Annotated in this window: 25 protein-coding genes and 1 pseudogene; 16 read left to right on the top strand and 10 right to left on the bottom strand. The window is 65.0% G+C overall.

The genetic code is table 11. The annotated features are described in order from the left end of the window. Positions 1-105: 105 nt before the first annotated feature. Positions 106-2,656: pseudogene (locus EN850_RS27090) on the bottom strand (ABC transporter permease). Continuing rightward, positions 2,656-3,351: an ABC transporter ATP-binding protein gene (locus EN850_RS27085; RefSeq protein WP_135883781.1), complete on the bottom strand. Its 696-nt coding sequence runs from the start codon at positions 3,349-3,351 to the stop codon at positions 2,656-2,658. The pseudogene EN850_RS27090 and the gene EN850_RS27085 overlap by 1 nt, the downstream one beginning before the upstream one ends. Positions 3,352-3,435: 84 nt before the next feature. On the opposite strand from EN850_RS27085, the gene EN850_RS27080 reads away from it, so the two are divergent. Then, positions 3,436-4,080 (top strand): arylesterase, encoded by a 645-nt coding sequence (locus EN850_RS27080; RefSeq protein WP_135863450.1) that lies wholly within the window; start codon positions 3,436-3,438, stop codon positions 4,078-4,080. Between the two features lie 128 nt (positions 4,081-4,208). After that, positions 4,209-4,805, top strand: coding sequence for an RNA 2',3'-cyclic phosphodiesterase (thpR, locus tag EN850_RS27075; protein WP_135883779.1), 597 nt, complete (start codon positions 4,209-4,211; stop codon positions 4,803-4,805). Here the strand turns inward: thpR and EN850_RS27070 are convergent. Further along, positions 4,709-5,227 carry a low molecular weight protein-tyrosine-phosphatase gene (locus tag EN850_RS27070; protein WP_136092660.1) on the bottom strand — a complete coding sequence of 173 codons (519 nt, stop codon included), beginning with the start codon at positions 5,225-5,227 and terminating at the stop codon, positions 4,709-4,711. The two genes, thpR and EN850_RS27070, sit on opposite strands and share 97 nt — an antisense overlap. A gap of 105 nt (positions 5,228-5,332) precedes the next feature. Between EN850_RS27070 and EN850_RS27065 the strand changes: the two genes are divergently transcribed. From EN850_RS27065 to EN850_RS27055, 3 genes are all read left to right on the top strand, one after another. Then, entirely contained in the window at positions 5,333-5,629 is a 297-nt protein-coding gene (locus tag EN850_RS27065) for a 4a-hydroxytetrahydrobiopterin dehydratase (RefSeq protein ID WP_136092659.1), read from the top strand. Positions 5,630-5,767: 138 nt separating this feature from the next. Further along, positions 5,768-6,130 (top strand): YkvA family protein, encoded by a 363-nt coding sequence (locus EN850_RS27060; protein ID WP_127278702.1) that lies wholly within the window; start codon positions 5,768-5,770, stop codon positions 6,128-6,130. A gap of 271 nt (positions 6,131-6,401) precedes the next feature. Further along, complete coding sequence (locus tag EN850_RS27055; protein ID WP_127278701.1) at positions 6,402-6,905, top strand: invasion associated locus B family protein; 504 nt, start codon at positions 6,402-6,404, stop codon at positions 6,903-6,905. 54 nt (positions 6,906-6,959) lie between these two features. Here EN850_RS27055 and EN850_RS27050 read toward each other — a convergent pair whose 3' ends face one another. Then, complete coding sequence (locus EN850_RS27050; RefSeq protein ID WP_135883777.1) at positions 6,960-8,315, bottom strand: chloride channel protein; 1,356 nt, start codon at positions 8,313-8,315, stop codon at positions 6,960-6,962. Positions 8,316-8,524: 209 nt separating this feature from the next. Then, positions 8,525-8,824, bottom strand: a complete 300-nt coding sequence (locus EN850_RS27045; protein WP_127278699.1) for a hypothetical protein — start codon at positions 8,822-8,824, stop codon at positions 8,525-8,527. A 268-nt stretch (positions 8,825-9,092) separates the two neighbouring features. Between EN850_RS27045 and rlmN the strand changes: the two genes are divergently transcribed. From rlmN to EN850_RS27030, 3 genes are read left to right on the top strand one after another with little or no spacing between them, the layout of a single operon-like run. Beyond that, positions 9,093-10,328 carry a 23S rRNA (adenine(2503)-C(2))-methyltransferase RlmN gene (gene rlmN, locus EN850_RS27040; protein WP_136092658.1) on the top strand — a complete coding sequence of 412 codons (1,236 nt, stop codon included), beginning with the start codon at positions 9,093-9,095 and terminating at the stop codon, positions 10,326-10,328. Beyond that, positions 10,325-10,774 (top strand): hypothetical protein, encoded by a 450-nt coding sequence (locus EN850_RS27035; protein ID WP_135863465.1) that lies wholly within the window; start codon positions 10,325-10,327, stop codon positions 10,772-10,774. Before rlmN ends, EN850_RS27035 begins: the two co-directional genes overlap by 4 nt. Further along, positions 10,771-11,250 carry a hypothetical protein gene (locus tag EN850_RS27030; protein WP_135863467.1) on the top strand — a complete coding sequence of 160 codons (480 nt, stop codon included), beginning with the start codon at positions 10,771-10,773 and terminating at the stop codon, positions 11,248-11,250. Before EN850_RS27035 ends, EN850_RS27030 begins: the two co-directional genes overlap by 4 nt. On the opposite strand, the gene EN850_RS27025 is transcribed toward EN850_RS27030, so the two are convergent. Next, positions 11,222-11,863 (bottom strand): LysE family translocator, encoded by a 642-nt coding sequence (locus EN850_RS27025; protein ID WP_136092657.1) that lies wholly within the window; start codon positions 11,861-11,863, stop codon positions 11,222-11,224. The two genes, EN850_RS27030 and EN850_RS27025, sit on opposite strands and share 29 nt — an antisense overlap. Before the next feature lie 91 nt (positions 11,864-11,954). Further along, the gene (locus tag EN850_RS27020; protein ID WP_246689283.1) at positions 11,955-14,006 is read right to left on the bottom strand and encodes a bifunctional diguanylate cyclase/phosphodiesterase; all 2,052 of its coding nucleotides are present in this window, start codon (positions 14,004-14,006) and stop codon (positions 11,955-11,957) included. 307 nt (positions 14,007-14,313) lie between these two features. Between EN850_RS27020 and EN850_RS27015 the strand changes: the two genes are divergently transcribed. Both EN850_RS27015 and EN850_RS27010 read left to right on the top strand, forming a co-directional pair. Beyond that, positions 14,314-15,537, top strand: coding sequence for an argininosuccinate synthase (locus EN850_RS27015; protein WP_127872787.1), 1,224 nt, complete (start codon positions 14,314-14,316; stop codon positions 15,535-15,537). Between the two features lie 5 nt (positions 15,538-15,542). After that, positions 15,543-16,064, top strand: coding sequence for a hypothetical protein (locus EN850_RS27010; protein WP_136092655.1), 522 nt, complete (start codon positions 15,543-15,545; stop codon positions 16,062-16,064). A gap of 48 nt (positions 16,065-16,112) precedes the next feature. Here EN850_RS27010 and EN850_RS27005 read toward each other — a convergent pair whose 3' ends face one another. Further along, a complete protein-coding gene (locus EN850_RS27005; RefSeq protein WP_127872785.1) occupies positions 16,113-16,910 on the bottom strand; it encodes a lytic transglycosylase domain-containing protein in 798 nt (265 codons plus the stop codon). A 296-nt stretch (positions 16,911-17,206) separates the two neighbouring features. On the opposite strand from EN850_RS27005, the gene EN850_RS27000 reads away from it, so the two are divergent. From EN850_RS27000 to rpsP, 6 genes are all read left to right on the top strand, one after another. Further along, the gene (locus EN850_RS27000) at positions 17,207-18,304 is read left to right on the top strand and encodes a putative zinc-binding metallopeptidase (RefSeq protein WP_135863469.1); all 1,098 of its coding nucleotides are present in this window, start codon (positions 17,207-17,209) and stop codon (positions 18,302-18,304) included. A gap of 63 nt (positions 18,305-18,367) precedes the next feature. Further along, positions 18,368-18,967, top strand: a complete 600-nt coding sequence (locus EN850_RS26995) for a DUF1236 domain-containing protein (protein ID WP_127280417.1) — start codon at positions 18,368-18,370, stop codon at positions 18,965-18,967. Positions 18,968-19,140: 173 nt separating this feature from the next. Next, positions 19,141-20,094, top strand: coding sequence for a type II CAAX endopeptidase family protein (locus EN850_RS26990; protein WP_136092654.1), 954 nt, complete (start codon positions 19,141-19,143; stop codon positions 20,092-20,094). Between the two features lie 291 nt (positions 20,095-20,385). Continuing rightward, complete coding sequence (gene ffh, locus EN850_RS26985) at positions 20,386-21,990, top strand: signal recognition particle protein (protein WP_136092653.1); 1,605 nt, start codon at positions 20,386-20,388, stop codon at positions 21,988-21,990. A 7-nt stretch (positions 21,991-21,997) separates the two neighbouring features. Next, positions 21,998-22,339, top strand: a complete 342-nt coding sequence (locus EN850_RS26980; protein ID WP_135883770.1) for a chorismate mutase — start codon at positions 21,998-22,000, stop codon at positions 22,337-22,339. A 63-nt stretch (positions 22,340-22,402) separates the two neighbouring features. Beyond that, a complete protein-coding gene (gene rpsP / locus EN850_RS26975; protein ID WP_136092652.1) occupies positions 22,403-22,804 on the top strand; it encodes a 30S ribosomal protein S16 in 402 nt (133 codons plus the stop codon). A gap of 76 nt (positions 22,805-22,880) precedes the next feature. On the opposite strand, the gene EN850_RS26970 is transcribed toward rpsP, so the two are convergent. Next, entirely contained in the window at positions 22,881-23,144 is a 264-nt protein-coding gene (locus EN850_RS26970) for a YMGG-like glycine zipper-containing protein (protein ID WP_127279015.1), read from the bottom strand. A gap of 122 nt (positions 23,145-23,266) precedes the next feature. Then, on the bottom strand, positions 23,267-23,677 hold the full coding sequence (locus tag EN850_RS26965) for a DoxX family protein (RefSeq protein ID WP_136092651.1): 411 nt from the start codon (positions 23,675-23,677) through the stop codon (positions 23,267-23,269). Positions 23,678-23,681 lie beyond the last annotated feature (4 nt).

Here is a 23,681-nt window from a genome sequence, read left to right as displayed (position 1 = left end):
ACCTGTTGTAACGGTTCGTGACAGGCTAAAATGCCGCTTCGCCGGCCGTTTCGGACGGTATTCTTACCAAGATTTAACCCGGGGCAGGCGCGCCGGACCGGCGAATCAGAGGTTGCGCAGCACGGGCGCCGCCTTGTGGCCGAGCACCCGCCAGGTGCCGGCAAGGCCGATGCCGACCGTGATCACCAGCGAAAAGGCGATTGTGGCGACCGCGACCTCCGGCATGAAATGCGACGGCAAGGCCATGATGCGCGCGACGATGTACCAGGCGGCTGCACCGCCGGCGGCGAGCGCGAAGATGGCGGTGGCGAGCCCGATCAGCATGTATTCCAGCGAGAAGGCCGATATCAGCGTCGTGCGCGTCGCGCCGAGCGTTTTCAGCACCACTGCGTCGTGGATGCGCGCCCGGTTGCCGGCGGCAAGCGCGCCGGCAAGCACCAGAACCGAGGCGATCAGCGCCACGCCGGCCGCCGCCCGGATCGCCGTGCCGAGCTGGCCGACCAGCCGGTTGACGATGTCGAGCGCGTCCTTGACCCGCACCGTCGTCACGGCCGGAAAAGCGCGGGTGACGGCGTTGAGGACGCGCGCGTCATCGGCCGTCGACGCGCTCTTTTCTGTGAGCGTCGCTATCCAGCCATGTGGGGCGCCCGCGAATGTGTTGGGCGAAAACACCATGACGAAGTTGATGCCCATCGTCTCCCATTCGACCTGGCGGAAATTGGCGATCCGGGCCGTGACGTTGCGGCCAAGCACATTGACGGTGACGGTGTCGCCGAGCTTCAGCCCGATTTCCTTGCCTTCCTTGTCGGAAAACGAAACCAGCGGCTCGCCGGCATAATTGTCCGGCCACCATTTGCCCTCGGTCAGCGTCGTGTTTTCCGGCTGCCTGGTGTCATAGGTCAAGCCGCGATCGCCCTTCAGCACCCAGGCGCCCTCGGCCGGCACCTTGACCTTGTCGACATCGACGCCGTTGAGCGCCATCACCCCGGCCACGCAGCATCGGCACCCTGGCCAGCGCTCCCCGCGGCGCCTCCTTTGCGATCAGCGCGGAGAAGGCATCGACCTCGCTGCCCTGGATGTCGACGAAGAAGAAGTTGGGCGCCCGCGCCGGCAGGTTGCCGGAGATCTGGCGCCTGAGATTCCCGTCGATCAGCGCCAGCGTCACCAGGAGTGTCAGTCCAAGCCCCAGCGACAGCACCACGGACGGCGTCAGCGCACCGGGCCGGTGGATGTTGCCGATGGCGAGCCTGAGCGCGACAAAGCTCACGCGCGGACTTTTCCTGGCTGCCCATTGCACCAGCGCGCCGACGAGACGCAGCACCAGGAAAGCAAAAATCGTGGCGCCGACGAAGATCGAGGCGATGCGCTGGTCGCCCGAAAACAGGATCGCCAGCGCCGCCAGGAAAAGCGCGATGCCGAGCGCGCAGACGACATAGACGGCGCGCGGCAGGCCACGGCCTTCCAGCCCCATCTCCCGGAACAGCGCGGTCGCCGGCACATCACGGGCGCGGCCGAGCGGCAGCAGCGCGAAAGCGAGCGTCACCAGCAGGCCGAACAGGGCCGCCATGGCGAGCGCGCCGGGATAGAAGCCGCCTTGCGCCGGCACCGGAATGACGGACTGCAGGGCCGCACTTGCGGCAAAGGGCATCAGCGCGCCCAGCACCAGGCCGGCGCCGATGCCGATCAGGGCGATGATCAGGATCTGCACGAGGTAGACGGCAAAGACGAAGCCGCCGGATGCCCCCAGGCTCTTGAAAGTGGCGATGACGCCGCGCTTGCCGTCGAGATAGGCACGCACCGCGTTGGCGACGCCGACGCCGCCGACCACCAGCGCGGTGAGCCCGACCAGCGTCAGGAACTGCGAGAAGCGTTCGATGTTGGAAGACAACGCCGGGGCGGCATTGCCGCGCGTGCGGATCGACCAGCCGGCCTCCGGAAAATCCCTGGCCGCCTGGTCCTGGATGGCCTTGAGCCGCGCCTCGTCGGCATCGGCGGGCAGCCGGACCTTGTAGGCATTCTCGACCAGGCTGCCCGGCTGGATCAGCCCTGTGGCGGTCAGGCCCTCTGCCGAGATCATCAGCCTTGGCGCGAAGCCGAAGCCGTCGGAGACCGCGTCGGGCTCGGTCACCAGCCTGGCGCGCAGTTCGAAGATGGCGGTGCCGAGCTTCAGCCGGTCGCCGATCTTGAGATGCAGCCGTTCGAACAGAAGGTCGGGTGCCGCAGCGCCGAAAACGCCGAACTGCCCGCCGAACAGTTCCTGCTTCGTCAGCGCCGGTTCGGTTTCCAGCGCGCCATAGAGCGGATAGGCATCGTCGACCGCCTTGGCCTCGACCAGCGCCTGGTCGGATCCGTCGGCCAGGCGCGCCATCGAGCGCATGCCGGCGGTGTGCGAAACGACGCCCAGCCCGTCGAGAAAGCCAAGTTCGGCCTGGCTGGCGTCGCGCTGGTTGATCTGGAAGCGAAGGTCGCCGCCAAGCAGCGTCTGGCCCTGATCGGCGACACCGGCGGTGATGGAGCGGGCCACCGAATTGACGCCGCCGATGGCCGCGACGCCGAGTGCTATGCATGCGAGGAAGATGAGAAACCCGGACAGGCCGCCGCGCATCTCGCGCAGCGAGAAACGGATGGCGAGCTTCAATGTCCGCGCCAGCGGCATCAGGCAATGACCTTGATCGGCGCCGGCGCTTCGATCCTGCCGGAGCGCATCGACACCTGGCGCGAACAGCGCGCCGCGAGCGCCGGATCATGGGTGACCAACACCAGCGTCATGCCGCGCTCGGCCGCCTTGGCAAACAGCAGGTCGGCGACCTGCCGCCCCGTCGCCTGGTCGAGATTGCCGGTCGGCTCGTCGGCGATCAGGATGCGCGGCGATGGCGCCAGCGCCCGCGCGATCGCCACGCGCTGCTGCTCGCCACCGGAGAGCTCGCCGGGGTAGTGGGTGACGCGGTCGCTGAGGCCCACGGCCGCCAGTTCCCGCTCCGCCACCGAAAACGGATCCGCGTGGCCGGCCAATTCCAGCGGCACCGCGACATTTTCGAGTGCCGTCATGTTCGGGATAAGGTGGAAGGACTGAAACACGATGCCAATGTTTCGGCCCCGAAACGAAGCGATTTGATCCTCGGTCTTGCCGTTGAGCAGTTCGCCGGCGATTCGTACCGTACCCGAATCGACCCGCTCCAGCCCTGCCAGAACCATCAGCAATGTGGACTTGCCGGACCCCGACGGGCCGACGATACCAGTCGCCTCGCCGCGCGCCACCTCGAGGCTGACGCCCTTCAGCACATGGACGGACGAAGCGCCTTCGCCGAGTGTCAGGGATACATCTTTCAGCGCGATGACGGCTTCTGTCAAAATGAAAGCGTCCTATATGGGGAGGGAGGCTCTGCCTGTCGCAGCCATCGCCGGAAGAATTCTCTGTCATATGGGGCTTGCCGCATGTCTTTCAAACGCCGCTTTGCCGCAGGCCTGATCGTTTTCCTCGCCATTTGCGGCGCCATTTCGTCGGCGCGCGCCGAGCCATTCAAGATCGTCGGCTTCGGTGACAGCCTGATGGCGGGGTTCGGTCTTGGCCCGGGCCAGGGTTTTACAGACAAATTGCAGGCCGCCCTTCGCGCCAGGGGCCATGACGTCACCGTCGCCGATGCCGGCGTCTCCGGCGACACCTCCAGCGGCGGCCTGGCGCGGCTCGACTGGTCGGTGCCCGACGGCACGCAACTGGTGATCCTCGAACTCGGTGCCAACGACATGCTGCGCGGCGTTTCGCCCGACATCACCCGGAAGAACCTTGACGCCATGCTGGGCAAGCTCAAGGAGCGCAAGATCGCCGTGCTCCTGGCCGGCATGCGCGCCGCGCCCAATCTCGGCGCCGACTACCAGAACGCCTTCGACGCCATCTTTCCGGACCTGGCCGGCAAATACGCTGTGCCGCTCTACCCGTTCTTCCTCGAGGGCGTCGCCGGCCAGCCCACCCTGCAACTCGAGGATGGGCTACATCCGAACGCCGGGGGTGTCGACCTGATGGTCGAGCGCATCCTGCCGACGGTCGAGAAGGCCATCGCCACGGCCCCGGGAGGGTCGTGAGGCCGCCAGGAATCGCTTTCCGTTAGGGAAGTTTTTAGCAATGACTGTGACCAATAAACCTCTTGCTCGATCAGGCTATCGATGATTCGCTACAGGTGACAGTTCGATTCGAGGAAGGGAGGCTCTTCATGCCGCGTCTTTTCACCGCCCTCGAAATTCCGCGTGACGCTGCCCTTTCGCTGTCCCTGCTCCGGGGCGGCCTGCCCGGGGCCCGCTGGATCGACGTTGAAAACTACCATCTGACGCTGCGCTTCATCGGCGATGTCGAGGGTCATGTCGCCGACGAGATCGCCAACGCGCTGGACCGGGTGCACCGCCCGTCCTTCTCGCTGACGCTGTCGGGTGTCGGCGCTTTCGGCCAGAAGAAGCCACACGCCGTGTGGGCCGGCGTCGCCCCATCACCGGATCTGAGCGCCCTGCAGGGCGAGATCGACCGCATCTGCCAGCGGCTCGGCTTGGCCGCCGATCCGCGCAAGTTCACGCCGCACATCACCCTGGCGAGGCTGCGCAATTCGAGCCCGCTCGACGTCGCCCAATATCTGTCGGCGCGCGGCAATTTCTCGACGCTGCCCTTCCGCATCGGCCGCTTCGTGCTGATGTCGTCGCGCGATTCGGTCGGCGGCGGCCCCTATATCGTCGAGGAAGCCTGGCCGCTGTCAGGCGTCGATACCCGCGCCGCCAGCCGTGTCGCCAGCGCCTCGGACGCCTCGCGGATCATGCGGTAGACCGAAGCAAACGCTTCCTGGTCCTCATAATAGGGATCCGGCACATCGCGCGGCTCTCCCTCGGCGAATTCCAGAAACAGGTGGACGCGGTCGCGCACCGCCGCCGGCGCCAGCGCCTTCAGATCGGCGACGTTGGACCGGTCCATGCCGAGGATCAGGTCGAAGCGGTGAAAATCCGCCGGTGTGATCCTGCGCGCCCGCTGCCCTGAAAGGTCGATGCCGTGGCTCGTCGCGACCGCGATCGAGCGCGGATCCGGGGCGGAGCCGACCTCCCAGCCGCTGGTGGCGGCCGAGTCGAGCACCATATCCCCGCCGTACCCGCGCTCCGCCAGCACGGCGCGAAGGACGCCCTCGGCCAGAGGCGACCGGCAGATGTTGCCGAGGCAGACGAAAAGAATGGAATTTATCGGCTTTATGCTCATTCGATATGCGCCGTTTGTGCATCTGGAGCCACAAAACCGCAAAACACTTTTGGGCGACTTGCACTATGGTGAGGGTCGAAATTCGAGATAGCACGGGAAATCATCATGACGAGAGAAAAACTCAGCAAGGACGCCATCACAATTGCCCTTGCCGAACTCGGCGGCTGGTCGCTGGCCACCGACGGCGCCTCGATCAAGCGCAGCTTCGTCTTCAACAATTTCTCCGAGGCCTTCGCCTTCATGACCCGCGTCGCGCTCGCCGCCGAGAAGATGGACCATCATCCCAACTGGTCGAATGTCTACAAGACGGTCGACGTGACCTTGAACACGCATGACGCCGGCGGCGTGACGGCGCTCGATATCGAGCTGGCCAAGAAGATGAACCGCTATTTCGGCGGCTGAACACCGGCTGTCCATGCTCTGGACCGGGCGCGGACCCGCCAAATCGGCGCCCGCATCTTGCAGCCGGGTTCGGCTTTCACCACATTTTGATCCGCGAGCATGCGCCAGTCCGCGCATGGGACCCGCAAGGAGAGATTGATGGCGCAACAACCCGGTTTTGACTTTTTCGGCTTTGGCGACAGGCTGGGCGGCGAGGGCGAAGTGCGCGAAAAGTTCTGGCGCACGGCCAAGAAGGCCGCGCGGCAGATACCGTTCATGGAAGACGTCGTCGCCGCCTATTACTGCGCCATGGACAAGAACACGCCGCTTCGCGCCAAGGGCATATTGGTGGCCGCGCTCGGCTATTTCGTCCTGCCGGTCGACCTCATCCCCGACTTCATCTTCGGTCTCGGCTTCACCGACGACATCGCCGTGCTGACCGCCGCGATCACCGCCGTCAGCGCCCATATCACGCCCGCGCACCGGCAGGCCGCCAAGGACGCCATCGCCGACAAGGGCTAAAGTCCCGCCGCGTCGGCCCGGCTTCTGGATCGGGCGTTCAGCGGCGCGTCAAAAGTCAAACTCTTGCCGTTTTCGTGGCCTCCAAGTCACCAAAGGGACGCCGTGCCGGCCGCTGACAAGGCGGCGGCGCGGAAATGGCGGCGGTTTCCTGGGGTGAGGGTCCTTTTCTCTTGGGAACTTCACCGTTTGGTAACCCAGATTAAATCAAAATGAACCGACGGCAGGACGCCATGCGTCCCGCCTCCGCACCATTTGGAATACGGGAAAAACGATGCGCGGATTGATTGCACTAGTTTCGAGCCTGGTCCTGGCCGCCTCGGCAGCGCCGGCGCTGGCGCAGCAGGCGACCAAGATCGGCCAGCACAATGCCTGGGGCACCTACAGTTACCAGGCGTCGGGCGGCAAGGTCTGCTACGTGCTGACCGTGCCGACCGACAAGCAGCCGCCGACGCTCGACCATGGCGACATGTTCTTCTTCGTCAGCCAGCGGCCCGGCCAGCAGGTATCCTATGAGCCGCAGTTCATCGCCGGCTACAATTTCCAGGAAGGCTCCAAGGCCACCGTCACCATCGACAAGAAGACCTTCTCGATGTTCACGCGCGGAAAATCGGCCTGGGTCGAGAACGCCGCCGAGGAGCCGGTGCTGATCGCGGCGATGAAGACCGGCACCGACATGAAGGTGTCGGCGAAATCGGGCCGCGGCAATCCCACGAACTATGTCTTCTCGCTGAAGGGTATTTCTGCGGCGCTGTCCTCGATCGCCAAGTGCAAATAGGCTATCTTCGTTTTTGAACCAAGGCCTGGCCGCAACGCCAGGCTTTTTGCTTTTTCAGCCCAGGCCTGATTCCGGTGCGGCCTCCGCCCGCCGCCGCCGGATTGCCTCGGCGATGAAGACCCGCGACAGCGCGTGATAGAGCGGCTCGTGCGAAATCAGGCGCGCCGTGCCGTAGCCCAGCATCGAGGCCAGCATCAGGCCGATGACATTGTCGTGATTGCCGGTCATTTCGAGGATGATGACGAAGGCCGTCATCGGCGCCTGCACGACCCCGGCGAAATAGCCGGCCATGCCGAGCAGCGCCGCGACGCCGGCGCTGCTGCCGAACACCAGGCCGAGCGAACTGCCGATGCCGGCGCCGACCGCCAGCGAGGGCGCGAAGATACCGCCAGGAATTCCTGAAATCATCGATAGCAGGCCGGCTGCGAATTTCTCGGCAAAGAAGAACCAGGGCAGGGGCGTGCCTTCGACGGCGCTGCGCGCCTGCACGTAGCCGGTGCCGAAGGTCAGCCCGCCCGAGACGATGCCGATCACCGCCACGGCCAGCCCGCAGACGGCCGCCACCAGCAGCGCGCGCCACAGCGGCTGCAGCGCGTTCCAGCGCCGGATGCGCCGCGTCGCCTTCAGCGCCAGCAACGAGAACAGGGCGCCAAAGCCGCCGCCGATGACGCCGCAGACGATCACCAGCGGCCAGTCGGCGGCAAACGAGATCGTGTCCTTGGACACGCCGAAATAGGTGTAGTTGCCGAGCACGCCAAGCGAGGCGAGGCCGGCCAGGATGACCGCCGTCAGCACCAGCCCGTTGGTGCGCGCCTCATAGGTGCGGCCCATCTCCTCGATGGCGAAGACGATGCCGGCAAGCGGCGTGTTGAACGCGGCGGCGATGCCGGCGGCCGATCCGGCCAGGATCAGGCCGCGCGCCTGCGCCATGCCGCCCCAGCGTGCCGCCTGCAGCATCAGCGACGCGCCGACCTGCACGGTCGGCCCTTCGCGGCCGATGGAAGCGCCGCAGAACAGGCCGACAAGCGTGAGGGCTATCTTGCCCGCCACCAGCCGCAGCGACAGGATATGGCTGCGGTCGTCATCGTCGCGCAGATGCCGGGCGGCGATCGCCTGCGGAATGCCGCTGCCTTGCGAGCCCGGAAAGAAGGCGTGCGCCAGCCATGCGCACAGGACAAAGCCGAGCGGCGTGATCGCCAGCGGCAGATACGAACGCCAGCCGCCATCATTGCCGATCACCACATGGAACAGCGCCTGTGCCTTGTCGGCCAGCACGGCAAACAACACGCTGATCAGGCCGATCGAGATCGCACCCGCCCAGAACACCAGGCGCGGCTGCCAGACACGCCGCGATGCCCACATGGCGCGCGAACGCCGCAGCATGGGATGTCTTCGCGATTGGCCGGCCATGTCTGTCCTCGTGGGGAAACCCCAGCCGTAACACAGGCACGATGCCAATCAAGCAATAGTCTGATGATCGGACCGGGGACCAAAAGGCCGCGATGTTGGGCGTCCGCTCGCGGGCATGATCCGGAAAGCGCATAAGCCGCGTTCAATCGAAGTGAAACCTGCCCCGTCCCGCCGGCCTCCAAGCCGGCGGGCAAGCGCTCGCGAGATCGTCACATGGCCATCTTTTCACATTCGGCCTGGGCCTTCTTGGTCGACGTATCGATCATATAGGCCTTACCCTTGGCGTCGGTCATCATCATCATGCAGTGCTTGATGGGCTTGGCCATTTTCATCATGTCGGCGCTCATCTTCGCGTCCGGCATCATGGTGCCCATGTGCCCGTCCGGCATGATCGCCGTCACCTGGCCACCTTTCATCATGGTCATGGTGCCCATCGTATCCTCGGCAAGCGCCTGCGAGGCGCAAAGAGCGGCGACGCCGGCAATGACGGCGAATTTGATCGATTTCATTCTGCATACTCCCATTGTGCGGGGGCACAGTTGCCCCGTTTCAGGGTTCGCCGATGGCTCGCCAGCCGTTACGCCGACACGAATATGTGATCGATCGCGCGCCGGCAAACAGCACCAGCCAGGCGCGGCTTGTCCACCGCCACCCGGCGGCGGGACAGGCTGCCCGATCGCCCGCGGCATGACTCTGCCGCCAAGCTGTGCTATGCGCCGCGCTTGACATCGGCCCGATGGATGAAATCGGCCGTAAACCGCTTATATCAGTGGAACCATGACCCTTTCACTCGACCTTACCGCCGAAGGCGCCCGCGACGCCTTGCGCGCTCGCCCCGTGCAGACAGAAAAGCCCTCGCTGATTGGCCTGACACGAGCCGAACTCGGCGAGGCTCTCGTCGCTTCAGGCATCGTGCCGGAGCGTCAGGCAAAAATGCGCGCCCAGCAGCTCTGGCACTGGATGTATGTGCGCGGCGTTTCAGACTTTGCCGGCATGTTCAACATCTCCAAGGACCTGCGCGCCGAGCTCGACAGGCATTTCACCGTTGCCCGGCCAGAAATCGTCGAGGAGCAGATTTCCGCCGACGGCACCAGAAAGTGGCTGTTCCGCTTCCCGCCGCGCGGCGCCGGCCGGCCGGTCGAGATCGAAACCGTCTATATCCCCGAGGAAGGCCGAGGCACGCTCTGCATCTCCTCGCAGGTCGGCTGTACCTTGACCTGCTCGTTCTGCCACACCGGCACGCAGAAGCTGGTGCGCAACCTGACCACGGAAGAAATCCTGGCGCAGTTGCTTACCGCGCGCGACCGGCTCGGCGACTTCCCCGACCGCGACACGCCCGACGGCGCCATCGTGCCGGCCGAAGGCCGCAAAGTCTCCAACATCGTCATGATGGGCATGGGCGAGCCGCTCTACAATTTCGAGGCGGTGAAGAAGGCGCTGCTGATCGCCTCCGACGGCGACGGCCTGTCCCTGTCGAAGCGCCGCATCACGCTGTCGACCTCCGGCGTCGTGCCGGAAATTTTGCGCACCGGCGAGGAGATCGGCGTCATGCTGGCAATCTCGCTGCATGCCACCAATGACGATCTGCGCGACTTGCTGGTGCCGATCAACAAGAAGTATCCGCTGAAGGAGCTGATCGCCGCCTGTCGTGCCTATCCCGGCCTGTCGAACGCCAGGCGCATCACTTTCGAATATGTGATGCTGAAGGACGTCAACGATTCCATCGAGGACGCCAAGGGCCTGATCAAGCTGCTCAAGGGCATTCCGGCCAAGATCAACCTGATCCCCTTCAACCCGTGGCCGGGCACCAATTACCAGTGCTCGGACTGGGAGACGATCGAGAAATTCGCCGACTACATCAACAATGCCGGCTATGCCTCGCCGATCCGCACGCCGCGCGGCCGCGACATCCTGGCCGCCTGCGGCCAGCTGAAGTCGGAATCGGAGCGCATGCGCAAGGTCGACCGGCTGGCGCTGGAGGCCATGATGATCGCGGGGCACGGCGAGGTGTGAGCCGTCTCGTCGCCGGCCTCACGCGCCTCGCCATAATAGCAGTCGGCTACGTCGCCGCCGTGCTGACCTCTATCCTGGTGCCCGTGCTGCTGATCGTTCTTCTGGCCGGGATCGAGGACGGCAACTGGTCGATCATTTTCACATTCGACTGGCTGGCCTCCTTCCCGCTCGCCGTGCTGACCGTGGCGATCTGCGCGCTGCTGATCGTCGGTCCCGCGATCTTCCTCGCCGAACGGCTGGCGCTGCGAGGATGGTTCTACTTCGCCGTCACGGGTGCGGTCACGTCGATCGCCTTCGGTGTTTTTGTCCCTGGCTCGGCAGGAGGCTTCGTTTTCAACCCGGGCTTCCTCGGTTTTCTGGCCGCGGCCGGTGTTGCCGCCGGCTGGGTCTACTGGCTTCTGGCTGGACACAAGTCCGGGCATCTCACGGGACGCGACCCCCCATGACCCGTCTCGTCGCCTATATCGTGCGCTTCGCCGTCATCCTGTTCGGCTACGCCGTCGCCGCGCTGGCGGCGAGCGCCTTCCTCAACGTCCTGTTCCTGGCCTCGCTCGGCTACGCGCCGGCGCAAGCCCATCCGGCGGCGACGGCATCGCTCTATTTTTCCATTCCTTTCGTCGCCCTGTTCGTTGCTTATTTTGGCTTCATGCCGGCCGCCGTCGTCATCCTGATTGCCGAAATCCTGGGCCGGCGCGACTGGCTGTTCTACGCGCTGGCGGGCGCGCTGGTGGCGGGGGTTTTCCTCGGCCTCGTCGACAATGTCCGCGAATCCGCTTTCGCGGTCACCGAGACCAGCGCCATCATGGCCGTCATTGGCGGCGGCATGGTCGGCGGCATCTTCTACTGGCTCAGCGCCGGGCGCTGGGCGGGAAGCTGGTGGGTCGAGAAAGCCCCTACTTCGCCTGGGCAGTCAGGATCTTGAGCGCGAAGGCCGAGAACACGCCGGCGAAGAGATAGTCGACGACCCGCGTCATGCGCGGGCTGGCCTTCATCGCCGCCGAGAATTTTTCCGCCGCCAGCACCATCGGCACCGTCACCGGGATCGACAGGACGATGAACATGGCGCCGAGGAAGAACAGCTTCCCGGGCGCGTTCGGATCGTGCGCGGAGACGAATTGCGGCAGGAAGGTCATGAAGAACAGAATGACCTTCGGGTTGAGCAGGTTGACGCCGATCCCCGCCGCCCAACTGCGCAGCAGCGAAATCCGCGGGCCTGTCTTCTTCTCCGGCGAGAAGGCCGAGCCCTTGGCGATCGCCTGCCAGGCCAGGAAGACGAGATAGCCGGCGCCAAAGATCTTCAGCACGAAGAAAGCCATCGGCGAGGCGACGATCAGCGCCGAGACGCCGACCACCACCAGCGTGGTGTGGATCAGCGTGCCGCACAACGCGCCGGCCATCGAGGCAAAGCCGGTGGCGCGGCCCTGGCTCAGCGTGCGCGAGACGAACAGCGTCATGTCGGGGCCCGGCGTGATCGCCAGGATCACGGTGGCGATCGCGAACTGGATCAGCGTGGTCGTATCGGGAATGAAGGACATGCAAGGCCTCGGGAAGGTCCCGAGCCTATACAAGATACGCCGCGCCGACGCCAGATGCGCAGGCGGGAGTATCCTCCCGCGGCGGGGTTTTCTAAGCCGCCGACAGATCGATCTCGGCCAGCGAATGGGCGGCCGCTCCGGTCAGCAAAATCTGGTCGATCGGCTTGAGGCGGCCGAGGAAGTAGCCTTGCGCCTCGTTGCAGCCTTCCACTTGCAGGATGGTGAGCTGGACATGCGTCTCGACACCTTCGGCAAGCACCGGAATGTCAAGGCTGCGCCCCAGTGTCAGCACCGCGCGGATGATCGCCTTGGCCTGCGGGCTGCGCTCGACATCGGCCATGAAGGAACGGTCGAGCTTGATCTTGTCGAACGGAAACGAGCGCAGCGTGTCGAGCGACGAATAGCCGGTGCCGAAATCGTCGATCGCGATCGTCACGCCCAGCGCCTTGATCTGGCGCAGCACGTGCAGCGTGCGGACCTTGTCGGCGACGATCGTCGATTCGGTCAGCTCCAGTTCGAGGCGCCTCGGCGACAGGCCGGTTTCGACCAGGATCTGGTGGACGAGCTTGGCGAGATCGGCATGGGCGAGCTGCACCGGCGACAGGTTGACCGCGATCTTGTGACCCTTGTCCCAGGACGCTGCCTGGCGGCACGCGGTGCGCAGCACCCATTCGCCGATCGCCAGGATCGAGCCGTTCTCCTCGGCGATCGGAATGAATTCGGCGGGCGGGATCATGCCATGCACCGGATGGGTCCAGCGCAGCAGCGCCTCGTAGCCGCAGGTGGCGCCGGTCGAAACCGAAGTCTGCACTTGGTAGTGGAGCGTGAGCTCGCCACGTTCGATGGCCTGGCGAAGGTCGGTGGCCAGGGCGCGCCGTGCCCGCGCCGTCTCGTCCATGGCCGATTCGTAGAAACAGACGGCCCGCGCCACGTCGTTCTTGGCGCGGTACATGGCCAGATCCGCATTGCTGACCAGCCTCTCCCGGTCGGCCCCGTCACGCGGATAGACGGCGACGCCGATGCTGGCGCCGGTAACGGTCTCGAAATCGTCGAGCAGCAGCGGCTCGAACAGGGACTTCTCCAGGCGTGAAACCAGGCCGAGCAGCTCGTTCTGGTCCTTGAATTGCTTGATGGCGGCGAATTCGTCGCCGCCGAGCCTGGCGACGAACTCGCCGTCGCCGGTCAGTTTCGCCAGCCTGCGGGCGATGATCTTGAGTGCCTGGTCGCCGGCCGCATGGCCCCTGAGATCGTTGATCTCCTTGAAGCGGTCGAGATCGATGACGATGACGGCCGTCATCGCGCCTCCCTCGCGTGCCCGCTCGATCTCATGGTCGAGGCGGTCGTTGAAGGAGACCCGGTTGGCGAGACCTGTCAGCGCATCGTTGAGGGCAAGGTGCTGCAGTCGCTCGAAGCTCTCGAGCCGGCCGCGTTCGTCGATCAGGTAGCTGGCAAAGCCTGTGGCCGCGACGATCAGGCCGACCACGGCGACGGCGACGGCCATCGCTTCGAGGATATCGGGATTGGTGCCCGTGGTGATGAAGGAGAGCGGCGTCACCGCCACCGCGGCCATGGCCGTGAAATGCAGGCCGACGATCGCCAGCACCAGCAATCCGATGCCGAGATAGTGCGACCAGCGATATGGCCGGCGCTGGGCCTGGCCGATCGCCACGGCGGAGAACGCCATCGCGATCAGCAGCGAAGCGACCACATAGCGGGCGTCCCATTCGACGATGCCGGCCACGTGATAGGCGATCATGCCGGTATAGTGCATGGCACAGATTGCCAGCCCAACAAGGCATCCGCCCCATTCCGGCGCCAGGCCGCGGCTTTTGTCGAGGGCAAGACCGAAACCCGCCCCGGTTCCAACCATGGCGATGACCAGGGATATCATGGTGAGCGCCGGATCGAAGGTGATCGGCGCGCCGGGCTGATAGGCCAGCATGGCGATGAAATGCGTACACCAGATCGAAGAGCCGGCCGCGACCGCGGTCAGGAACAGCCAGCCCCGCATCTGCATGCCGACGGTCTTCCTGGCGCGATCCAGGAGACCGATCGTCACCCAGCAGCCGGTGACGCACATCAGCGCGGCCAGCAGGACAAGCCACAGATTATGCTCCGTGACGATGCAGGATATAACGCGCATCGAGGATGACCCAAGCCCGAGGATACCCGCGACGAACGGGCAAAAGCCGCTTCGGCGCCAACATGCGGCCAGGCGGCTCTGTCTTGGTTGTTTAGCGGCTGGGGGTGAAAACTTGATTAAATACGGCATATAAATGCAGCCACTGATTGTAGCAGGTTGTTTCCCCAACCCGTTCGGCTGCCCCGCCATTGGCTGGATCAGAAGGCTGGCGCCGCCTGCGCTTGCTCGCTTTGCGGTTCCTGCTAAAAGGCGCTCCGACAATCCGTGACGCCATTGCCTCAAGCGTCCGCTTTTCGACGGAGCAGAAATGTCCAAGACCAAAGACGTCAAGAAGGTCGTGCTCGCCTATTCGGGCGGCCTCGACACATCCATCATCCTGAAATGGCTGCAGACCGAACTCGGCGCCGAAGTCGTCACCTTCACCGCCGATCTCGGCCAGGGCGGCGAATTGGAGCCGGCGCGCAAGAAGGCCGAGATGATGGGCATCAAGGACATCCGCATCGTCGACGTGCGCGAGGAATTCGTCGCCGACTTCGTCTTCCCGATGTTCCGCGCCAACACCGTCTACGAAGGCACCTATCTCTTGGGAACCTCGATCGCGCGGCCGCTGATCTCCAAGCACCTGGTCGACATCGCCAGGGAGACCGGCGCCGATGCGATCGCGCATGGCGCCACCGGCAAGGGCAACGACCAGGTCCGCTTCGAGCTTTCGGCCTATGCGCTCAACCCCGACATCAAGGTGATCGCGCCATGGCGCGACTGGTCGTTCAAGTCGCGCACCGACCTGATCAACTTCGCCGAACAGCATCAGATTCCCGTGGCCAAGGACAAGCGCGGCGACGCGCCGTTCTCGGTCGACGCCAATCTTCTGCACTCCTCTTCCGAGGGCAAGGTGCTGGAAGATCCATGGAGCGAGCCGCCGGAATTCGTCCACCAGCGCACCGTGTCGCCGATGGACGCCCCGGACGCCGTCACCGAGATCGAAATCGAGTTCCTCAAGGGCGATCCGGTCGCGCTCAACGGCAAGAAGCTGTCGCCGGCCACCATGCTGGCCGCCCTCAACGATCTCGGCCGCGACAATGGCATCGGCCGACTCGACCTGGTCGAGAACCGTTTCGTCGGCATGAAATCGCGGGGCGTGTATGAAACGCCCGGCGGCGCCATCCTGATCGTGGCCCACCGAGCCATCGAATCGATCACCCTCGACCGCGGCGCCGCGCACCTCAAGGACGAGTTCATGCCGCGCTACGCGGAACTCATCTACAACGGCTTCTGGTTCTCGCCCGAGCGCCTGATGCTGCAGGCGATGATCGACAAGAGCCAGGAAGACGTCGAAGGCACGGTGCGGCTGAAGCTGTACAAGGGCAACGTCATGGTCACCGGCCGCAAGTCGAAGAAGACGCTCTATTCCGACGCGCTGGTCACCTTCGAGGACGACCGTGGCGCCTACGACCAGAAGGACGCCGCCGGCTTCATCCGCCTCAACGCGCTGAGGCTGCGGACTTTGGCCGCGCGCAACCGCAACAGCTAGACGGAATGCGCTGTCCCGGCCGATGCCTGGTGCCGCTGGTCCTTCTGGCGGCCCCAGCCATGGCTGGGGATTTCGACCCTGGCCCGCTCGACCTTGCCGCGCTGATCGAGTGCCGGGTCGACGTGCCCAGCTACAACGGCTTTGCCCTTTGGCTGGCAGGCGAGCCCAGCGTGGCGGACACGCTCGGCTGGAAAGAAGTTCCGTCAGGCAATCCGTTCCTGCGCCAATACAGCTTGCCCGCCCCGGTCCACGTCTTCGGGCGCGAGACCGGAGCGATCGTCTTTACCGCGACGGGCCCGATGGCGGTGCTTGACGGCATCGCCGCGCCCGACCTCGCCCGCCAGCTCGACGTCCCGGCGACGGTCTCGACGCCTGGCAAATTCCTCGGCGAGAAGGTCGTGGCCGAAAACACAGAGGAAGCCGGCGGCGTGAGCCTTGTCACGCGCGTCACGCTCAACGTCTCGACGGTCGAGTCCCATCCCGGCAAGGCGCTGGCCGGCTGCTCCTATGCGCTCGACGTGAAATGAAAAACCCGGCGCGGAGGCCGGGTTCTTCGTTCAATACCGTATGTTCGATCAGTTGGCATCGATCGCGTCGGCGATGCGGGCGATGGCTTGCTGATAGACGTTTGCCGAATTCCAGCCGGCAATCGCGCCCATATTGGCGCTCGCGCTCGCGCCGGCCCGCCAGCCATGACCCTTGAGGTAGTTGGCGGTGGAAGCCAGCGCGGTGGCCTTGTCGCGCAGGTTTCCGTTGCCGACCGCATATTTCAAGACATTTCCGGGCAGGAACTGCGTGTGGCCGACCTCGCCATGCATGGCGCCGACCGACGACGAGGTCAACGCGCCGCGGTCAACCAGCTTCAGGGCCGCGATGGCATGCGGGTGGAAATAGTCCGGACGGCGGCAATCATAGGCAAGCGTCAAAATCGCTGAGACCGTGTTCTGGTTGCCCATCGAGGCACCGAAGCCGGTTTCCATGCCCCAGATGGCGAGCAACACGCCCGGCGACACGCCGTAATTGGCTTCGATCTGGTTGAACAGCGCCGCGTTCGACTTCTTCAGCGAACGGCCCTTGGAAATGATCGCCGACCCGCCACGGCGTTTCATGAAATCGTCCACCGAGCCGCTGAAAGCCTTGTGGATGGCGCGGTCCGCGGAGATCGTCCTCGTTGCGTAGGTCGCGCCCGCCAGAGCGGCCAGGCCCCTCGACCCGACACCCTCGGACTTGGCCTCGGCGGCGAAATCCTGCTTCCAGGCGTCGAAGCCGGCGCCGGTCTTGCCGCAACTGGCCGCCGCCTGCGCGCCCGTTGCCAGCCCCAGCACCGCCACCATTGCGGCCGCTAAAATCCTACCCTTGGCAAGAAATGCCATGTTGTTCTCCTGATTGCCTGATTCACGTCCCGATTGCGAATTTGCCAGCGAAACGCGCATTTGTCACCGTCTGTGGCGCGATGCTGGCGAATGCCGGGGAATTTGCCTACGATCAAGTGATTATTATGGCGAGGCCAGGCATGAGAGACGTTGATGCCGGCCGTGGACAGCATCGGCGGGGCGGCCGGACCGGCGAAGCGAAATAGTCTCGATGGAGTGCGGAACGCCGGCCGGTGGTTCGCGTTTGGGCACGGGCCGCCATGCATCCTATGCCTTCCTGATGAATTGAGACCGACATGAAACTTTTCGACTGCCCGCATTGCGGGCACCGTCTCTATTTCGAGAACGCCCAATGCCTGAACTGCCGCAGTCTCGTGCTCTACGATCCCGAGGGCGCGCACTTTGTCTTGTCCGGCGTCGATGGCGCCATCCAGTGCACCAACGCCGACGAATGCGCCTGCAACTGGATGGCCGAGCCGGGGCAGGTCTTCTGCCGTGCCTGCGTGCTGAACCAGCTGATCCCCGACCTCTCCGTCGACGGCAACCGCCGCCGCTGGATCCGTGTCGAGGCGGCGAAGAAGCGCGCCATCTATTCGCTGCTCGCCTTCGGCCTGCCGGTCGCGCCCAAGCAGAGCCCGACGGACGAAATCGGGCTGGCCTTCGACTTCCTCGCCGATCCGATCGGTGGCGGCCCGGGCGGCGAACGGATTCTCACCGGCCACGACAACGGCCTGATCACGCTGAACGTCGCGGAGGCCGATTCAGCCGAGCGTGAAAAACGTCGCATCGAGATGGGCGAGAACTACCGCACCCTGCTCGGCCATTTCCGCCACGAGCTCGGCCATTATTACTGGGACCGCCTGATCCGCGACGATCCGCAAGGGCTGGAGGCCTTTCGCGCTTTGTTCGGCGACGAACGCGCCGACTACGAACAGGCGCTGAAGGCTTACTACGCCAACGGCGCCGCGCCCGACTGGCAGCAAAACCACATCTCGGCCTACGCCACCTCGCACCCATGGGAGGACTGGGCCGAGACCTGGGCCCACCACCTGCATATCACCGACACGCTGGAGATGGTCCATGCCCTGAACTTCCCGCTCGGCCGGCTGGAAACGGTGGAGGCGAACGAACTGTCACGGGGCGACACCGGCGGTGAACTGCAGCCAGCGCCTTCGGAGCCTGCAAACACGCCCGAGCCTTTCGACAGGATCCTTGTCCGCTGGCTGGTGCTGTCGGAAGCCTCCAATTCGATCAACCGCTGCATGGGCCTGCCCGATCTCTACCCCTTCGTCATTTCGGACGTGACGGCGCAAAAACTGGCCTTTGTTCACGACCTTGTGACCGATTTGCCGAAAGGCGCGGGAACAAATCGTGAGTTGGCTCGCGCACTTTAGCCGGAACGCATGCGCCGCTGCCCCGTTTTCACAGCCGAGGGGTCACGAAAACGGAGAGTACCCATGAAATCCTTATTGTTTCCCGCAATAGCCGGGATGCTGACCGCAATGTCTGGCGCCGCATTGGCCGATACCGCTGTCTCGGCGGTCACCGATCTCAATGTGCGCGCCGGTCCGGGTCCGCAATATCCGGTGATCGGCGTGCTCGCCGCGGGCCAGTCGGCGACGCTCAACGGCTGCATCGAAAACAGCAAATGGTGCACCATCGCCGAAGCCGGCGGCCAGGGCTGGGTTTATTCCGACTACGTCACCGCCGATTTCGGCGGCAGCCGTGTGGTACTAACGCAGCGCCGCTCCGCTGTCGCCGTCGTCTCGCCGCCGGAGGACATCGGCAACTACTCCACCGACTATACCGGCGCGATCATTTCCAGTGATCCTGTCGTAGGCGAGTTCCCCGCGCCGCCGGCCGCGGTGCGGACCTATGTCGACACCCACCGGCTGGACCCCGTCTATCTCGACGGCGAGGTGGTCACCGGCGCGACCCTGCCAGACACGGTCGAGCTGCGCGAAATTCCTGACTACAACTACCGTTATGTCTATGTGAACGGCCAGCGCGCGCTGATCGATCCGCAGACACGGCGCATCATGTACGTGGTGCGTTGATAGACGCCGGCGGTCGCCGTCGCGGCCGCTGGCGACACCTGGGTTGGCGATCGGGGCAAGCCGGCCAGCGCCGGGTGCCGCGGCCGGTTTGCGCCTGTCCCTGCTGATATCGATTCCGATTCCCGAGGCCATCGGCTAGATCAAGCAGCTATGGATTGGGATCGAGGACAAGCGTGACAATCGACGACACTGCCTTCGAGCGCTATCGCAACAGCCCGAACGCTAGGACGACCTTGCCGCGCCTGTTGCTGGGAACGCTGATCGTCGTCCTGTTCTGGGGCGCCACCACCGCGGCGGTGCTGTTCGGCGGCAGCCATGTTTACTTCGCCTGGCAGGCGGCGGCTTCGCCATACGGCATGGAGGGCTTCCTTGCCTCGCCGATCGGCATCCTCAGCGCGCTCACCTCTTTCGGCGGGATCTGGATCGGCCTGTGGATCGCCATGCGCTGGGTGCATGGCGAGCCGCTGTCGGCCCTCCTCGGCACTGGCCGCCGCGTATCGCGACCGGACTTCCTCAAGGGGCTGATCGCGGTGCTGATCACCTCGGCTTTGTCCGAAATCCTGCTCTATCTGCTGGAGCCGGGGATCGCTCGCGGCACGATCAGCCTGTCGTCCTGGCTGTTGTTCGCGATCCCGATCGTCGCGCTCGTCTTGCTGCAGACCTCGTCGGAAGAGGTGCTGTTTCGTGGCTACCTGCTGCGCGGCCTGGCCAACCGGTTCCGCAACCCTTTCATCTGGGGGCTGCTGCCCGGCCTGCTGTTCACCTCGCTGCACTGGAGCGGAGGCACCTCGGCCGCCATCAACGCCTGCGTCCTGGTCTCGATCGCCGCTTTCGCGCTGCTTCTGACGCTCGTGGTCTATGCCACCGGCAATCTCGGCGCGGCACTTGGCGTTCATCTCGGCAACAACCTGACCGGCTTCCTGCTGATCTCGCATCAGGAGAGCTACAATTCCTTCGCCTTGTTCACCGCCAAGCCGCTCGAAGGGCCGGGCTGGATGATGTCGGATGCCATTCTCATTGCCCTCATCGGCATCGCCTGCAGCCTGCTGACGATTGTCTTGCTGCTGCATCCGCGCTCGCCGCTGAGGGTTACGGCCGAGGTTACGGACGGCGCGGGTGCGGCCTGATCGCGGCCCGGGAACGGCGTGACGCGGGCCTTGCCTTGACTCTCGCGCCGATTTCCTGTCTACAGCCCCCGAATTCCGCGACGAGTATCCCTCCGAGCAAGCCGACCAGGACGCCGAAGCCTCTTTGAGGCCAAGTGCTGTAAACAGATCCTGGAGGCCAACACCCGGCAGCGCTGTGCGCCCCCGGGTGCTTTTTGGTTTTGGGCTTTTGCTTGGACTGGCTTTTGCTTGGAGACTGGGCGCGAACGCATTACCTCTCGGATCGAATGAACCGGGATCGAAGGAAGCAAGATGTTTGAATCGCTGCAGGAGCGCCTTGGCTCCATCCTGAACGGCCTGACTGGCCGCGGCGCGCTGTCGGAGGCTGATGTCTCGGCGGCGTTGCGCGAGGTGCGCCGTGCGCTGCTCGAGGCCGACGTGGCGCTGGAAGTGGTGCGCTCCTTCACCGACAAGGTGCGCGAGAAGGCCGTCGGCGCGGCGGTGCTCAAGTCGATCAAGCCGGGACAGATGGTCGTCAAGATCGTCCATGACGAGCTGGTCGACATGCTCGGCGCCGAGGGCGTCGCCATCGACCTCAACGCGCCGGCCCCGGTCGTCGTCATGATGGTCGGCCTGCAGGGCTCCGGCAAGACGACGACTTCGGCCAAGATCGCCAAGCGCCTGACCGAGCGGCAGAACAAGAAGGTCCTGATGGCCTCGCTCGACACGCGGCGTCCCGCCGCGCAGGAGCAGCTGCGCCAGCTCGGCGAGCAGGTCAAGGTCGCGACGCTGCCTGTGATATCAGGCCAGAACCCGGTCGATATCGCCAAGCGCGCCGTTCAGGCGGCCAAGCTCGGCGGCCATGACGTCGTCATCCTCGACACCGCCGGCCGCACCCATATCGACGAGCCGCTGATGGTCGAGATGGCCGACATCAAGAAGGTGTCGAGCCCGCACGAAATCCTGCTGGTCGCCGACTCCCTGACCGGCCAGGACGCCGTCAACCTGGCGAAAAGCTTCGACGAGCGCGTCGGCATCACCGGCCTGGTGCTGACCCGTATGGACGGCGACGGCCGTGGCGGCGCCGCGCTTTCGATGCGCGCCGTCACCGGCAAGCCGATCAAGCTGATCGGCACCGGCGAGAAGATGGACGGGCTGGAGGAATTCCACCCCAAGCGCATCGCCGACCGCATCCTGGGCATGGGCGACATCGTCTCGCTCGTCGAGAAGGCGGCGGAAAACATCGACGCCGAGCAGGCGGCGGCGATGGCCAAGAAGATGCAGTCGGGCAAGTTCGACCTGAACGACCTTGCCCAGCAGCTTCAGCAGATGTCGAAAATGGGCGGCATGGGCGGCATCATGGGCATGATGCCCGGCATGGGCAAGATGAAGGACCAGATGGCCGCCGCCGGTCTCGACGACAAGATGTTCGGCCGCCAGCTCGCCATCATCTCCTCGATGACCAAGGCCGAGCGCGCCAATCCCGACATGCTGAAACACTCGCGCAAGAAGCGCATCGCCGCCGGCTCCGGCACCGATGCCGCCGAGATCAACAAGCTGCTCAAGATGCATCGCGGCATGGCCGACATGATGAAGGCGATGGGCGGCAAGGGCAAAGGCGGCGGCTTGATGCGCGGCATGATGGGCGGTCTTGCCTCCAAGATGGGCCTCGGCGGCATGATGCCTGGTGGCATGGGCGGCATGATGGGCGGCGGCATGCCCGATCTGTCGAAGATGGACCCCAAGCAGCTCGAAGCCTTGCAGAAGCAGGCGCAGGCCGCCGGTCTCGGCGGCGCAAAGGGCTTGCCCGCCCCGGGCGGCGCTGGCCTGCCGGGCTTGCCCGGCGGCATGAAACTTCCGGGGCTTCCCGGCCTTGGCGGCGGTGGCGGCCTGCCCGGTCTCGGCAAGAAGAAGTGAGGACGCTATGAACGAAGAAAAGGACATGGCCGACGCCCGCATCATCCTGGCCGGCTACCGCGCCTCGATCGACAACATTGATGCAGCCCTCATCCATATGCTGGCCGAGCGCTTCCGCTGCACCAAGGCGGTCGGCGTGCTCAAGGCCGAGCATGGCCTGCCGCCGGCCGACCCGGCGCGCGAGCAGCAGCAGATCGCGCGTCTCCGCCAGCTGGCGCATGACGCGCATCTCGACCCCGATTTCGCGGAGAAGTTCCTCAACTTCGTCGTCCGCGAAGTGATCCGCCACCACGAACAGATCGCCGCTTCGAGCAGCGGCGGGTCAAAAAACGCGCTGCCGACGGCGTGACGAAAACCGGCTGATGACCAGCCTCGATTAATCAACGAAATCAATGCTTTTAGGAGAAAAGAAATGGCACTGAAGATCAGACTGGCCCGTGCGGGCTCGAAGAAGCGTCCTTATTACCACGTCGTCGTCGCCGACGCCCGTTCGCCCCGCGACGGCCGTTTCATCGAGTCGCTCGGTTCGTGGAACCCGCTGCTGCCGAAGGACGGCGAGCGCATCAAGGTCGACGCCGACCGCGTCAAGCATTGGCTGTCGCACGGCGCCCAGCCTACCGACCGCGTGCTGCGCTTCCTCGATGAAGCCGGCCTTGCCAAGCGCCAAGCCCGCTCCAACCCGAAGAAGGCCGAGCCCGGCAAGAAGGCGCAGGAACGCGCCGCCCTGCTGAAGAAGGCCCAGGAAGACGCCGCTGCCGCCGTCGCCGCGGCCACTGCCGCACCGGCCGAAGCGGAAGCCGCCACGGCGGAGTAATCGCTTCCTATTCCTTGCGGAAACAGAACGGCGGGCCTGTGCCCGCCGTTTTGCTGTGTTCAATCTTGGTCGCCGATCAATAGCCGCTTGGGCAGCGATCGACATAGGTGCGACCGTAGCGGTCGCGGTACCGGCATTGGCCGCTTTCGCTGGCATGGCCGATCAGCGCCCCGGCCACCGCGCCGACAGCGCCGCCGACGACTGCGCCCTGCACCGGGTCACCAGCCACCGCTGCGCCGACCGCTGCACCGCCAAGGCCGCCGACGGCCGCGCCTTTCTCCGTTTGCGAACAGGCGCCGAGCGCCGTCGTCAGCACCAGAATGGTCAGGATTTTCTTCATTTGTCGTTCCTCTCACATGCGGGTCGCCGTCTCGCCGCCAAGGGCTTAACTCTCAGACGGCTAATTTGATCCCGAGAGAATCAAGATCGCCACGGCAGCCAGCAGCGGTTGGCGCGGAACTGCTATCGGCTGAGCGGGATCAGAGCGCGCACCCTGGGGTCGCGCAGATAGAGGCCGCCCCACAGGACGATGCCGAGATAAACGCCGAACAGCGTGTGCGAAAACAGCGGATTGCCGATACGCGCATTGGTGGCGATGGCGCCGCCCATATAGGCGGTGAGCAGGATGGCGCCGAGCACGGAGGTGCGCGGCAGTGCGTAGAGCGCGGTCGAGACCAGGCCGATAGCACCCAGCATGCGCGCGACGTTGGCGCCGGCCGGCCAGCCGAGCGGCACCATCGTCTGGGTGACGATATCGAGCGGCGGCAGCTTGATGGCGCCGTCGAAGATCATGAACAGGACGATGAGGCCGCTGAGCACGCGGCCGGTCCACAAGGCGCCGGACGAGACGGGCGCGATTTCGGAAATGCTCATTGGT

This window comes from Mesorhizobium sp. M8A.F.Ca.ET.207.01.1.1, from assembly GCF_004794715.1.
Taxonomy (GTDB): domain Bacteria; phylum Pseudomonadota; class Alphaproteobacteria; order Rhizobiales; family Rhizobiaceae; genus Mesorhizobium.
This window is presented reverse-complemented; position numbering and strand designations above follow the sequence as displayed.